The organism is Pelagicoccus mobilis (assembly GCF_016595505.1).
Taxonomy (GTDB): domain Bacteria; phylum Verrucomicrobiota; class Verrucomicrobiia; order Opitutales; family Opitutaceae; genus Pelagicoccus; species Pelagicoccus mobilis.
This window is the reverse complement of sequence record NZ_JAENIL010000009.1, coordinates 86,480-99,085: the sequence shown is the minus strand read 5'-3', so window position 1 is coordinate 99,085 and position 12,606 is coordinate 86,480. Positions and strand designations below refer to the sequence as shown.

9 protein-coding genes are annotated in these 12,606 nt (G+C 51.5%); 1 reads left to right on the top strand and 8 read right to left on the bottom strand.

What is annotated here, in order from left to right; translation table 11 throughout:
- Positions 1-40: 40 nt before the first annotated feature.
- The 3 genes from JIN87_RS06375 to JIN87_RS06365 form a co-directional block, all read right to left on the bottom strand.
- Positions 41-1,003: an aldo/keto reductase gene (locus JIN87_RS06375; protein WP_200354705.1), complete on the bottom strand. Its 963-nt coding sequence runs from the start codon at positions 1,001-1,003 to the stop codon at positions 41-43.
- Positions 1,000-1,830 carry an aldo/keto reductase gene (locus tag JIN87_RS06370; RefSeq protein WP_200354704.1) on the bottom strand — a complete coding sequence of 277 codons (831 nt, stop codon included), beginning with the start codon at positions 1,828-1,830 and terminating at the stop codon, positions 1,000-1,002. The genes JIN87_RS06375 and JIN87_RS06370 overlap by 4 nt, the downstream gene beginning before the upstream one ends.
- 240 nt (positions 1,831-2,070) lie before the next feature.
- Entirely contained in the window at positions 2,071-3,261 is a 1,191-nt protein-coding gene (locus JIN87_RS06365; protein ID WP_200354703.1) for a glucosidase family protein, read from the bottom strand.
- 198 nt (positions 3,262-3,459) lie between these two features.
- Here JIN87_RS06365 and JIN87_RS06360 point away from each other — a divergent pair, with 198 nt between their 5' ends.
- Positions 3,460-4,890, top strand: coding sequence for a sulfatase family protein (locus JIN87_RS06360; RefSeq protein WP_200354702.1), 1,431 nt, complete (start codon positions 3,460-3,462; stop codon positions 4,888-4,890).
- Positions 4,891-4,975: 85 nt separating this feature from the next.
- Here JIN87_RS06360 and JIN87_RS06355 read toward each other — a convergent pair whose 3' ends face one another.
- The 5 genes from JIN87_RS06355 to JIN87_RS06335 all read right to left on the bottom strand — a co-directional run bounded on the left by JIN87_RS06355 (position 4,976) and on the right by JIN87_RS06335 (position 12,287).
- Positions 4,976-5,689 (bottom strand): 3-keto-disaccharide hydrolase, encoded by a 714-nt coding sequence (locus JIN87_RS06355; protein ID WP_200354701.1) that lies wholly within the window; start codon positions 5,687-5,689, stop codon positions 4,976-4,978.
- Positions 5,690-5,728: 39 nt separating this feature from the next.
- Positions 5,729-7,453 carry an arylsulfatase gene (locus tag JIN87_RS06350; RefSeq protein ID WP_200354700.1) on the bottom strand — a complete coding sequence of 575 codons (1,725 nt, stop codon included), beginning with the start codon at positions 7,451-7,453 and terminating at the stop codon, positions 5,729-5,731.
- Between the two features lie 16 nt (positions 7,454-7,469).
- Complete coding sequence (locus tag JIN87_RS06345; RefSeq protein WP_200354699.1) at positions 7,470-9,098, bottom strand: sulfatase family protein; 1,629 nt, start codon at positions 9,096-9,098, stop codon at positions 7,470-7,472.
- A gap of 1,024 nt (positions 9,099-10,122) precedes the next feature.
- Positions 10,123-11,259 carry a hypothetical protein gene (locus tag JIN87_RS06340; RefSeq protein ID WP_200354698.1) on the bottom strand — a complete coding sequence of 379 codons (1,137 nt, stop codon included), beginning with the start codon at positions 11,257-11,259 and terminating at the stop codon, positions 10,123-10,125.
- A 176-nt stretch (positions 11,260-11,435) separates the two neighbouring features.
- Positions 11,436-12,287, bottom strand: a complete 852-nt coding sequence (locus tag JIN87_RS06335) for a VPDSG-CTERM sorting domain-containing protein (RefSeq protein ID WP_200354697.1) — start codon at positions 12,285-12,287, stop codon at positions 11,436-11,438.
- Positions 12,288-12,606 lie beyond the last annotated feature (319 nt).

The following is a 12,606-nucleotide window of genomic DNA, read 5'->3' as shown; positions in this document are numbered from 1 at the left end:
TGGTTCGGTGTCTTCTAGCGGTGTATGTGAAGACGGGGACTCAGCCCCAACGTCTATAAATCTCGATTTCCTTGTTGTCCCGATAGGCTGCTACTTGCGCGACGATCGCATCGCACCTTGCCTTGTCCATGCCTTTGAACTCCCGCGCTATTTTGGCGTTTTTTGCGACGAACTCAGGACTATCCATTCCGCTGACCCAGCAACATATCGACTGAGCCAATACGAACTCGAAGGCATCCTTCATGCTAACTCTCCCCGGAATCACAGGGACTGTATCCAATCCTTCAATCTCGACCGCTTGAGTGAAGAAGTTTCCATACGCTGCGGACTTCATGGCGAGGGGAGCCACGCCCATTTCCACCATCTTAGGAAGCACGTTCGTGATAAAGCTATCGCTGTCGGATGGATCAATCGCGTTGACTGGGCAGAGGGAAACATCGATTGCTTCCCCCCATATTTCTAGGGCATGCAGGTTGGCCTTTGTGTCGAGGTGACCTGAGAAGCCTAGGTAGCGGACCTTGCCTTGCTCTTTCGCTTTTTGAAATCCTTCGACGACCTCGAGGGCTCGCCGTTCATCCGCATCGTCATTAGAGCTGATCGCATGCATGAGAACGGCGTCGATTCGATCCGTCTTCATGCGAGCGAGGCTTGTTTCGATTTCTGCTATGGCTTCGGCACCGGTTCTCGCTTTGGTTTTTGTGAGCAGGAAAACGTCGTCGCGGTAATTGGGAACGAGAAACTTGCCGTACCTGTATTCAGAACGCCCATCCTGGTAGCTCGGAGCGGTATCGAAGAAGCGAATACCTTCTTCTAGGGCACTCTCGATTATTTCTTGGGCAGTCGACTCGCCATCGGCGTTGCCGATGTGCCAGCCTCCGACGCCTAAGTTGGTAACAAGCTCTCCAGAACGGCCAAACGACCTCTTTGGCAATACCGCCCCAAGGCGGTCCGAACTGCCGGGGACTTGTTTTGTGGATGGATCGATCTTTTTCAACGCGCTCACGATATTCCTCCTTTGAGTCCCTTTGCTTTCGAGGCGAAGGAAGCGACTTCCTGAGGAGTCCTTAGACTGAGTACCCAACTGTCCAAGTGCGCTTGGGGTAAAGCGGCATCGGGTCCGGATTTTAGCCAGTTTGGCTGCGCTTCACGATCGACAGCTCCGATCACAGTGATGCCGTGTTTCTTGCAGTGTACGATCGCCTTGTCACTGGGGGACAGCGAGTTAGGGACCATTACGCAATCCACTTCGCTTTCGTAGGTTTTGAGGAGCGCCTGCAATGCTGTAGTGTCTTCTCGGGTACGGATACCGATTCGTTTTGTTTTTCCTCCTTTCTTAGCCTCGATGAGGGCTTCGAAGACATCTTCGTCGGGCATTTCGACTTGATGATCCCTGTGGTAGGGGACGACGCTGTTCATCAGGTAGGAGTCGAGGTAGTCCGTTTGATGGCGAGCCAAAGTCAGGTCGATGTCGACTTGAGCAACACTCTTGGTGCGTGACTTCGTTCGCGACTGGAGAAAAATCTGATCGCGGTACTTGGGGGTGAGGTAGAATCCATAGCGCCGCTCAGATCTTCCTTCAATGTAGGTCGTGGCGTTGTCGAAAAAGTGAAAGCCATTTTCAATGGCTGTTTCGATCAGAGCTTGGGCGTCGTCAACGCCTCTTTGGCCAACGAAAAATCCATCGAAACCGATCTTCGGGAATGCGGCGCTGGCGGAGTTTCCATTTTCAGAGATTCCTGTTCGCTTTCCGCAACCTGACAGAGCGAGACAGGTCATACTGCTGATCCCGAAGCCTAGGGAGCGGGTGAATTCACGACGGCTTAGTTTCATCTTTCTGTTTCGGTCCAGGGTTGCTTGAGAGGTAAGGTAAGCCCTCAATCAAAGTGTTTAGATCCGAATGCTCGTTTTGCTCAGACGTGATAATTCTGTCGGCAACGCGAAAGCCACGGGTGGGGGAAGGGCACGATATGAGAATGAACGAACTGGTTCCTCTAGCTCAAAGGATCCACCGGTTTACCCGTTAATGTTCGAGGTTTGGCCTCTCGCTTTCAGGGGGCCTCCTACTCGGAGTCATTCGCGAATGAGCGAATACACGCTCGAGGCACTGACGAGATAGCCAGGGAGTTTCACGTTTTCATTGTATACCCACTCGTTTATTCCGCGGGCTTTGAAATCGGTGATGCACTCTTCAAGTGTCTTTTGAGCGAGTTCTGGTGATGCTTTTTCCAATACAGGAATGAACCAGTTAAGAGGAGTCGCCCAGTAGGCTCCGTTTTGGTAAACCCCAGCTGGTTTGTCGACGAAGAGGTCGCTCCAGGTTTCTGGAGATAGGAGGTGGCGGATTTGGCCGTTCTGAGCGTAGTTGTCGTATTCGGACACTAGGAACTTGAGCGCTTTGCGTTCCTGTCTCTTGGTGGCAAGACCATGGTAGATGACGAAGGCGGTTCCCCAGATGTCGATCTGGTGGCATTGCTCATCGGCAGCGAAAAAGGCGCCTGATTTTTTGTCCCAGAGGAGGCCGATGTTTTCTTTGATGAGGTCCGCTCGCCGTCGGTACTCAGCCGGATTGCCGACTCCAGTTTGTTCGCTGGCAGCCTCCATATCCCGGCAGGCCTTGTAGTAGAGGACCGACGAAAAGAGAAGGTGCCCCGTTTTTTGAACAATGTCAGTGAAGCCGTAAACGCACTCTGGATTGTCGGTGGGATTGAAAACGAGACCATTGTCGGCACGTCGGATAAAGTCGAGCCCGCGACGGAGCTTTGGCTCAGCGTCTCGGAAGAAGGCGATGTCTCCGGAGTCTTGAAAGTAGAGGCAAGCAGAGCTGGCGAGGAAGGAGGCGTTGTCGACTGCGTGGTCGGCGAGTGGTTTGTTCTCTCCGCCTGGGCTGTAGATGGGGCGACCTTTAAAGTTAACGCGATCGGGAATACAGCCATCTTCGCGTTGACCGTCGAGGAGGTATTCGAGGTATCCCTTTCGTTCTTCAAAGGTAAGCAGATCGCCTACCCATTCCTGCAAGTACCCGAAACCGCGCGTGAAGATCAAGTTGTAGTGCTTTGTCTTATCCGCAAAGAACACGGTCCGCCCGTCAGGAAGCTCGCCACGGGAGTTTAGCACGAGTCTTGCCATTTCGGCCCGCATCCATTCCGCGTTTTCTTCGAAGGATGGGGGCTTGGCTTGGGTGTCGCTAAAGGAAGCAAACAGAGTGGTCGCTAGAAATGCACTGACCGCGAGTAGGGAATGTGGGGCTTGGGGTAAAGGCATGGTTGTTTGATCTTAATCTAACTATCTTTCTTCGGAGAGTTAAGGTGAAAGAGACGGGGCAGTCTTTGAATACGGCTTCAAGTTTACGCGTTATCCTACGTTTGGCTAAACAACAGCCGTAATTGCTGCGAGGTTTGGGGATGTAACAAGAGGCGAACCAAGTCCCTTCATGTTCCTCCTCAGATCAGAAATTCCCCTATGCACAACCCCGTTAGAAAACTCTCTAAGTTGTTCGCGTTAGCGCTTCTCGGCATTATCGTGAAATCATCTGTCGCGAACGAAAAACCAAACATCGTTCTATATCTCGCTGACGATTTTGGATACGGATCGGTAGGAGCTTATGGAGCTGATCCAGCTATGGTGCGAACCCCGAACCTGGATGAACTCGCAGAAGAAGGGATGCGTTTCGACAACGCTTATACGACGGGGTCTGTCTGTTCTCCAACCCGTTACGCGATGCTCACCTCACAGTATTCGTGGCGTACTTACATGAAATCTGCAGTGGTGAATCCAGGTGATCCGATGCTTCTGAAACCTGGCCAACTGACGATCGCCTCTTGGTTGAAGGAACGTGGCTACCAGACTTCGCATTTCGGAAAATGGCACTTGGGTTACGGCGACAAAAAAGGTTCCACCTTGTTGGATTCGATGCATACGGGGCCGAACAAGGTAGGCTTCGACTATCACTTTGGCGTGCCTAACAACATGGACGATCTACATAAGGTCTACGTGGAGAATGACTCGATCTATGGTCTCCGTAGCGATCGTGTATCGACCTATGGAAGAAGCTATTACGGCAAACCTTACATTGGTTACGACGCACCGCAGCGTAACGAGCCCCAGGTGATGGAGACGACGACCGAGAAGGCTATCGAATGGATCGATAATCGTGACGAGGAAAAGCCGTTCTTCATGTATTTCGCGGCGGTTGCGGTGCATCACCCGATCATGCCTTCAGACCGAATGCGCGGCACCAGTAGTATCGGAGCTTACGGTGATTTTATTCACGATTTGGACTACTCGGTGGGCCAACTGATGAATGCGCTCAAAACGCGTGGATTGGCCGAGAATACCATCTTCATCTTTTCAAGTGACAATGGCGGCGACATTCCGACTAATCGTCCGTATTCGCCGGAAAACCAAGCCGTAGACCTCGGCTTCAAGCCGAACGGGGATCACCGAGGAGACAAGCATCAGGTTTACAATGGCGGTTTTCGCGTACCGATGATGGTACGTTGGCCGGGCAAGGTTCAGGAAGAAAGCGTGGTTGATGGTCGGGTTTCGACGATTGATATCTTTCCGACCATTGCTGACGTCCTTGGAGAGTCACTTAACAAAAAGAAAATCGACGGCGCTAGCTTTGGCTCGCTGCTGTTGAATCCAAAAACCGACTACGAGAGAGAGGAACTTGTTTTACGTGATGTAAAGGGTCGCCGAGCTCTCGTGTCGGGCAATTTCAAGTACATAACCGACAAGCACCCTGAATCGGTAAAGAAAGCGCCAGAGGTGGAAGAGGAGCTCTACGATCTTGAGAATGATCCCGGCGAGACAAAGAACTTGGCGAGCTCGATGCCGGAGCTAACGACTGAGTTGAGGAAGCGACTGAAAAAGATCTCGCGGGGGGACTAGAGGGTAGGGCGTGACCGCCGGGCACGCCGCGAAGAATGGATCCTGCAAGTCGGCTCGCCCGGCGGTCGAGCCCTACCTCGGACTTCTAAAGTCGCTTGAGCTTGATGTTCTTGAAGTAGGCGGCTTGGCCGTGGTCTTGCAGAGCGATATGTCCCTCGCCGGTGGTAGCGAAAAGCTTCCACTTGCTGAACTTAGCGTTGGCGATCTGCTTATTCCACTTTTCGCTGTGCATGGTGTAGTCAGCGGTTAGCGTACCGTTGAGGAAGAATTGCACGTGATTGCCCACGACCTTGATGCGGCTGGAATTCCACTCGCCGATCGGGTTTGTCATGTCTTCAAAGGCTTCTTCGATGGCGTAGTGCGAGGCGGTGTATTCGACTTTTGTGACGGGCTCGCCTTTGCCACCACGGAAACCTTCATTGTCCAAAATCTGATATTCTGGCCCAGTGAGATAAGGCATCTTGGGGCCTTCCTTGACGTGGAACATAAGACCTGAGTTCGAACCCGGCTCGATTTTCCAATCCCACTTTAGCTCAAAGTCGTCGGCTTCGGTTTCGGTTCGAATATTGACGTAGCTTCCTTTAGGCGATCCGCCTTTAAGTGAGAGAACTCCATCTTTCACGCTCCATGCGTCCTCGATCGGTGCGCCCATGTAGCCTGTCCAACCAGACAATGTTTCACCGTCGAAGAGAAGCTCCCAGCCTTCTGACGTTTCGGATTGGCTGAGGGTGTTGTCTGATTCTGAGCAACCTACGAGGAGTAGCGAACAGGCAGTGGCGAGTGCGGCGAATTTCTTCATAAATGGTTTGGGGGCTTAAGTTAAAGATTCGTGAGAGATTTATGACTTCCTGAGTATCAGGTAGTAGGGAAGGTCTTGTTTCTTGTATCCTTGCGGTAACGACATTTGGAGACTGAATGCTCCTTTTTCTAACCCCACACCTTTGATGAGATAGGACTCCGTCTCGGGATTGAAACTTACGCTATGGGGCTTTTCGGCGATCGTGATCTCAAGGTTAGAAGTCGAAACTGGCGATACCCATTGGATCTCTAAATCGTAGGAACCTTTGCGATCCGCTTGGAGTAGCCACTCGAAGCTGGTGGGGGTGACACGTCGGTTTTGCCAGGTGAGGATGAGTTGCTTGTTATTGCGGTCTCCGATGCGCATGCGTGGTGGCGCATAGTTGTCGGGGCGTGTATTGGATACATCTTCGAACCAGTTGTGGTAGCGCTCGAGCATCGCATTGGCGACGTCTTTTCGCTGCTGGAAGAGGTTGTTCGATTCGGATGGATCGGCGAGAATGTCGTAGAGTTCAAAAGGAACTTCTACGTCAGGCTTTTCGTTATGGAAACCGGAGGCTCGTAGGAGTTTCCAACGCTGGCTGCGCATCATCATGTTGTGCTCTAGAGTTGGCTCGTCTCCGCGATGGGCTTGAATGAAGATGTCGCGCTCTGGCCAATTGGGGGATTTGCCTTCGAGGAGGGGGAGCAGACTGCGACCGTCGAGATGAACGCCTGCTGGAAGTTTTGCGTTCGCTGCCTCAAGGATCGTTGGCATGATGTCGTAGTGGGCGCTGACTCGGTCGCTTTCCGCTCCAGCTTTTAGGCGAGCTGGCCATTTCATCCAAAGCGGAGAGCGGATTCCGCCCTCGTAGATCTCGCCCTTGCGACCGCGGAAAGGCCCGACATAGCGAACGGAGTTTGGGCCGTTGTCGTTGAGGTAGATTACGATCGTGTCTCGAGTGACTCCACGGCGTTCGAGTTGATCAACAAGTCGTCCGATGTTTTCGTCCACGTTTTCGATCATAGCGAAGACGCGAGCGACATTGTCTTCGTATTCGTAGTCACCGAGCATGATGCTACTAAGGTCCATGCTCTTGTATTTTTGGTACAACGCTTCCGGAACGTCGTGGAATGGGCCGTGAGGAGCGTTGGTGGCAATGTAGGCGAAGAAGGGCTGTTCGTCGTCGATCGCCTTGTCGATGAACTCTGATGCGGCTTCGAAGTAGAGGTCGGTGCAGTAGCCGCGGGTCTCGATCTTCTTGTTGTTGTGAAAGAGAATTGGGTTGGTGTAGCGGCGTTCGTTCTCGATTGGCTCTGAAGGTTGAGCGAGGCCACCGCCGAGATGAAGGTAGGATTCATGGAAGCCTTGGTCGGTGGCCCTGAGCGGATAGTTGTCGCCTAGGTGCCATTTGCCAAAAATGCCAGTTGCGTATCCGGAGTCCGAGAGGGCTTCGGCGAGCGTGTACTCCTCGGGATCCATCATGGAACGACCTTTGTATGTATCGACAACGCGGGTACGGTAGTTGTAGCGCCCTGTCATGAGATTAGCCCGTGTGGGGGAGCACACCGGGCTAACGTAAAAGTCCGTCATGGATGCGCTTTCCCGTGCTAGCTGGTCTAGATGCGGAGTGTTGATGATCTCGTTTCCGAGAACTCCAAAATCTCCGTAACCTTGGTCGTCCGTCATGATGAGGACGACGTTTGGGTGGCTAAGCTCCTTTGCCGCCGCCGAAAAGGAGGCGAAGCAAAGGATTGTAGCGAACAGGACGGGGATGGGGCGCATTTCCTGAACGGTGAAGCTATTTTTTCTCTGGACGTGGCTTGCGTGCGTGGCCTTCAGCGCGGACTCGCTTTTGCCACTCCTCAGGCTTTACGGCACGATCGCTGGTATCGTCGTAGTGAGCGATGATGTCATTGAGCTTTTCCTTATGTTCCTCGATCAGCTTTTTGAACTCCGGATTCTCGTAGAGATTGTTGAGCTCTTCTGGGTCGTTCTTGAGATCGTAGAATTCCCATTCGTCGAACTGGTAGAAGTTGATGAGTTTGTAGCGCTCGGTGCGAATGCCGTTGTGGCGAGGAATCATGTGAGTCGCTGGGTACTCGTAGTAGTGGTAGTAGATGCTCTTACGCCAGTCGCGTGGCTTTTTGCCTTTGAGAAGGGGGACGAGGGAGCGACCCTGCATGTCGTCCGGTATCGGAGTATTCGCTACATCGAGGAAGGTTTCCGCGTAGTCGAGATTCTGGATCATCTTTTTGCTGACCGAGCCTGGTTTTGTGACGCCGGGCCATTTAGCGATGAAAGGCATTTTGAGAGACTCTTCGTACATCCAGCGCTTGTCGTACCAGCCATGGTCGCCGAGGTAGAAGCCTTGGTCGGAGGAGTAGATCACTATGGTGTTCTCGTCGAGATCGAGCTCTTCAAGTGTATCCACGAGGCGGCCTACGCTTTCGTCTACACCTTTGATGCAACGGAGATAGTTTTTGAGATAACGTTGGAACTTCCAGCGGACAAGGTCCTTGCCGCTCAGGTTGGCTTTGTGGAATGCCGCGTCCTTTGGCGCGTAGGCGTCACGCCAGGCTTTCAACTGTTCTGGCGACATGCGTTGCATGTTGTGCCAAGCAGAGCGGTCGGTACTCATTGTTGGTTCGGGGTCTTTGAAGTCGGCAGTGAGATCGACGAAGAGATCGTAGTTTAGGTGCATGTGGCGATCGATCTCCAATTCTTGGTGACGGGCAGCTGGAGCATTGTCCTCCCACTTGTCGAAGAGGGTGTCGGGTTCAGGGATCTCGATGTCGTCGTAGAGATTGAGGTGGCGAGCTGCGGGCATCCAGTTGCGGTGTGGAGCCTTGTGCTGGACCATGAGCATGAAGGGCTTGTCTTCGTCGCGCTTGTTTTTGAGGTAGTTGACCGCCATGTCGGTGACGATGTCTGTGCAGTATCCATCGACAGTGATCTTACCTTTAGGCGTGATGAGGTCGGGGTTGTAGTAGAGGCCTTGCCCAGGAAGAACTGCCCAGTCGTCGTAGCCTTGAGGTTTCCCCTTGAGGTGAGACTTGCCGTAGATCGCGGTTTGGTAGCCGGCCTTTTGGAGGAGTTTCGGGAATGTCTGCTGATTCCAATCGAAACTGTTTCCGTTGTTCATGAAACCATTCTTGTGGCTGTGCTTGCCGGTCTGGATGACGGCCCGGCTTGGTCCGCAGATGGAGTTGGTACAAAAGCTGTTCTCGAAGAGCATGCCTTGGGCGGCAAGCTTGTCGATCTCTGGGGTGGGATTCACGTCCTTGAGCCAGTCGCTATAAGCTCCTATGGCGTGCGGGGCATGGTCATCGGTGAAGATGAAAAGGATGTTGGGGCGTTTGTCTGCTGCGGAGAGTGTGCAGGCGACGACGGTTGCCAATAGGATTATCGGGGCGAATAAGTGTCTCATAAGATTCTGTGCGCATCTGTATACTGCGCGTGGTTAAAGAGTCTTACGGAAAGAAACTGTATTTCAGACACAGTTGTTGTTAATCCCGTGAACTAAGCTGCGGAGGCCCCTCATTGGGTGTGCTTTTTCGGATGGCTGCTAGTAAGGGATTGTTCGTTGGGGGAGCTTCTTGGTGTGTATGGCTTGAGACCTCCGTGGAATTCGTCGGCTTAATCTCCGATCCAAAAGATGGGACCTGTGCCCGCATCTCGGGGTTGGCGGAGAATTTACCAAGTACGCTCGACTGCCTTACTACGAAGAAAAGAACGATTGGTGGGGTCGATTAGTCAGCGTAGCGATTAAGTTCGCGAAGCGACAGAAAAAGCAACTTAGCATATTGGAGCTTAAGTATTGGGTTCTGCTAGTTGTGCTCGTTTACTCGGTGCAAGTAAGTTACGGTGAGGACGATCAGGCTTTTGGTGTCTAGTATACTAATGATGGATACGGTAGCCTGATGCTATATCTCCGTTTTCCCAAGGGTAGTGTGAGGCCAGTATCAAATCCGCTCTGAAGATTTGGTGCGAGATTTTATACCACCCGCAAAACGGAATGATCATTTGTAGGACCCAAAACGTAGCAGCCGTTGTCTCTAGTGGCCACTGTGTTGAGGGGGGGGGGGGGGGCTGTTTGCTCAAACGTTTTGCGAGTGGTTTGACTGAGTCCACTCGATCGTTAGAACGAAGCTCTCTATCAACTAGGTTGGACCAGCGTCGTCTCGATCTGTCCGATCCACCGACGATGTTTGTCAGTGATTGTAACGAGCAGTTTGATACGCAAGTTATGACGGTTGGCATAGATATACAACGAATGGGGGTACCCAATGGTCTCGTGGTGATATCCGAGGTCCTGTATCTCTTGGTTCAGCCTGAAGGTGAGGCATGGTGGCGTGAATTGGCTATGAATTCTGCGGTGCACATTTTCGCCGCTTTCTTTAGGGTAAGATGAACGCGAACTGGGATGTGTAGTCCTGCTCTGCCGATTGGGATCAGTTGAACTTCATATTAGTAATCCAGATTCCAATGTCATCGCCGCGGACATCATCTGGATTTGGAACTCCCATGTCATCTCCCATGATTGTGTCCAATCGGCGGTTTGGGCCGAACGAGTAGAGGTAGATTGGCTGAGTCCCTTGGAATCGAATCCAATAAGCGTTATTCCAAGGATCTAGAAAGTAGTCTCTTCTCAGATTTGAATGTGACTCGTCGGATGATTCACTGTTCAGAAAGCCCGACCCATTGTCCGGAAACCTCAACCAATCCCGACGTACACCAAAGTAGAGGCGAAAATCAGCGAGCACGCCACTTTCAATAATTCCCGGGTTGATCCCTTGATACTCTTCGAGCTCTCGCCCGATCGCTTGGAGCTCATTCAAAGTTTGGGCGACCAAATTGGGATCGACCTTAATAACGAAACGTTCAAGAAGCGGGTTCGTTAGCCCGCCAAGCGCGATTGCGCATATCAGCAAGATTAGGGATTTAGCACTGCTTACAGGCTTGGTATGAGACTCGTGCTGTTGTAAGCAGGCAGCCCGATTAGACACATCCGCCAGAAACAGCATCCCGAACATCAGCTCTGCTGCTTCTAGGTCCATATTTGAAATTGTATGCCAATAGACGAGACCGGTGAGTGTAAACCAAGGTGCGAGATGGATGGATGGTGCGGCTGAGAGAATCCAGCCAAGTAATCCGTCTTTGAACCGATTTCGAAGAAGAGATGCCAAGATAGGAAGGAGCAGTCCGTAGCCTAAGCAGATGCCGGTGAAAAAGATCCACGGCGCAAAACCTCTGGCTTGCAGAACATTGTGAACGTTCAGCTCTTGCTGGAAATTCTGTTGCTGAAATACCTCTGGCGGTTGAAATCCAAAGACTCGTTGAGCCCACGAGATCTCTTCTCCTGCTGCGAATAGGCATAAGACTGAAAGTCCCAGCAGAGCGACCCAGTTTGTATTTAGGAGTCTATTCGCTCCGGGTGCTGATTTCTTGGAGAACACGGATCTCAATCCGATCAGTCCAGCAAGCATAAACGCAAAGAATGTGGACCATTCCCCGATGTTGTCTTCCCACATCAAGGTGTCGAACAGTTGGCGATCAACAATCGCCAATGAAAAGAGACCCGTGCTCAACAAAAAGAAGAACAGGGTCTCAACTAGTCGCGTGCGAGAATCGACTGAAATAGGATATGAACAGCTCGCCGATCCCATCAGAATTCGTTATCGCGAATGGGGTTAATGCTGTGAGTTCTCGCCAAGACGGATTGAAGGTCTCAGAGACCAGAAAACTAGTATTTCTGACTCTAAGCTTAGTTTCGGCGAGCCTTGTACTTGCGTAGACCTAGTAGTCCTGCGAACGCGAATCCTAGCATGAGCAGTGTGCTTGACGCATCCGGGACGGCGTATTCCTGCAACGAGCCGACTGCAAATTTGCCTGAGGCGTTTACTTTAGTCCCTGATCGCCAATCTTTATCAACATTTTCATCCCGATCTTTACCGCCCGCAAAAAGATTACCATCTTTAGCCTTTGTCTCCCAGCCCGCCCAGCCAACAAGGCCTTTCATCTCCTTAATGTCGGCAGTGGGATCGAGGATGTTGTTGGCTAAGCCGGCCCATGATCCACTGTTCAATTTTACACTAAATTCGAAGTACCGCTCGTCGGTGTCGCTCGCCAGAGTAAAGGGAGCCTTTTTATTATAGACGTTGTCGCCATCTGCTCCACTTCCGGTAAAGGCTGCGTCTGCGGGATTTGCGCTTGGGGTTGTTCTAAACGCTTGGAAATACAAGTAGTCGCCGGTGACTCCTACGACGGTGGTCGCAGGATTAAGGGTCGCAGTGTACAGCGAATTGGCAGCGAGCGTTGATGAGTCGAGTACATCCGTGTAGTAACCCAATTGAAAAGCGCCGGAAAAACCTGCCGCCAAATTTGATGGGTCATAATTGAGGTTGAATGTGGCAAGTAGTGTGTGACCGACTGCAGAGGAGGTATTGTCTTTCCAGCTGTAACCATTGTACGTGTAGCCCTCTTTGTGCTGAAAGTCGTCAAAACTTGAGCCAACCTGAGTAACGGTGAAGCTGACAGCACTCGCTGTGCTGATGAATCCGATGGCGGCAAACAGGAATGCCAAAAGTCTAAAACTAGCAGGAATTGAATTTTTCATAGGTATTCGTGGTGTTACTGATGGGATGCATACCTGCATCGGATTGGATTATCGTAAACGGATCAGATTATCGTAAACGGATCATAGCAGGTACGATGCCAAGTGTTTGAGCGATCATCTTCTGATTCTCTAAGAGACTGATCTTAAGCGCCTAAGGTTTCGCATATTTGAAGGATCGGTTTTTCACCTATCGGTTTTTTGTAAACTATCCTAACTGTTTCTTGCTGTGTTTATGTTCGGACTAGCTAGTTGACGGGTAAACTTCAGATCGTGAGTGGGTTAGGAGATTGAGTTTTTTTAGTAAAATAAACCGACAAAA

Coding starts and splice junctions, on each gene's coding strand:
- JIN87_RS06350 (WP_200354700.1), bottom strand. CDS start 7,453: ATGCGCCCCATCCCCGTCCTGTTCGCTACAATCCTTTGCTTCGCCTCC.
- JIN87_RS06345 (WP_200354699.1), bottom strand. CDS start 9,098: ATGAGACACTTATTCGCCCCGATAATCCTATTGGCAACCGTCGTCGCC.
- JIN87_RS06370 (WP_200354704.1), bottom strand. CDS start 1,830: ATGAAACTAAGCCGTCGTGAATTCACCCGCTCCCTAGGCTTCGGGATC.
- JIN87_RS06355 (WP_200354701.1), bottom strand. CDS start 5,689: ATGAAGAAATTCGCCGCACTCGCCACTGCCTGTTCGCTACTCCTCGTA.
- JIN87_RS06365 (WP_200354703.1), bottom strand. CDS start 3,261: ATGCCTTTACCCCAAGCCCCACATTCCCTACTCGCGGTCAGTGCATTT.
- JIN87_RS06360 (WP_200354702.1), top strand. CDS start 3,460: ATGCACAACCCCGTTAGAAAACTCTCTAAGTTGTTCGCGTTAGCGCTT.
- JIN87_RS06335 (WP_200354697.1), bottom strand. CDS start 12,287: ATGAAAAATTCAATTCCTGCTAGTTTTAGACTTTTGGCATTCCTGTTT.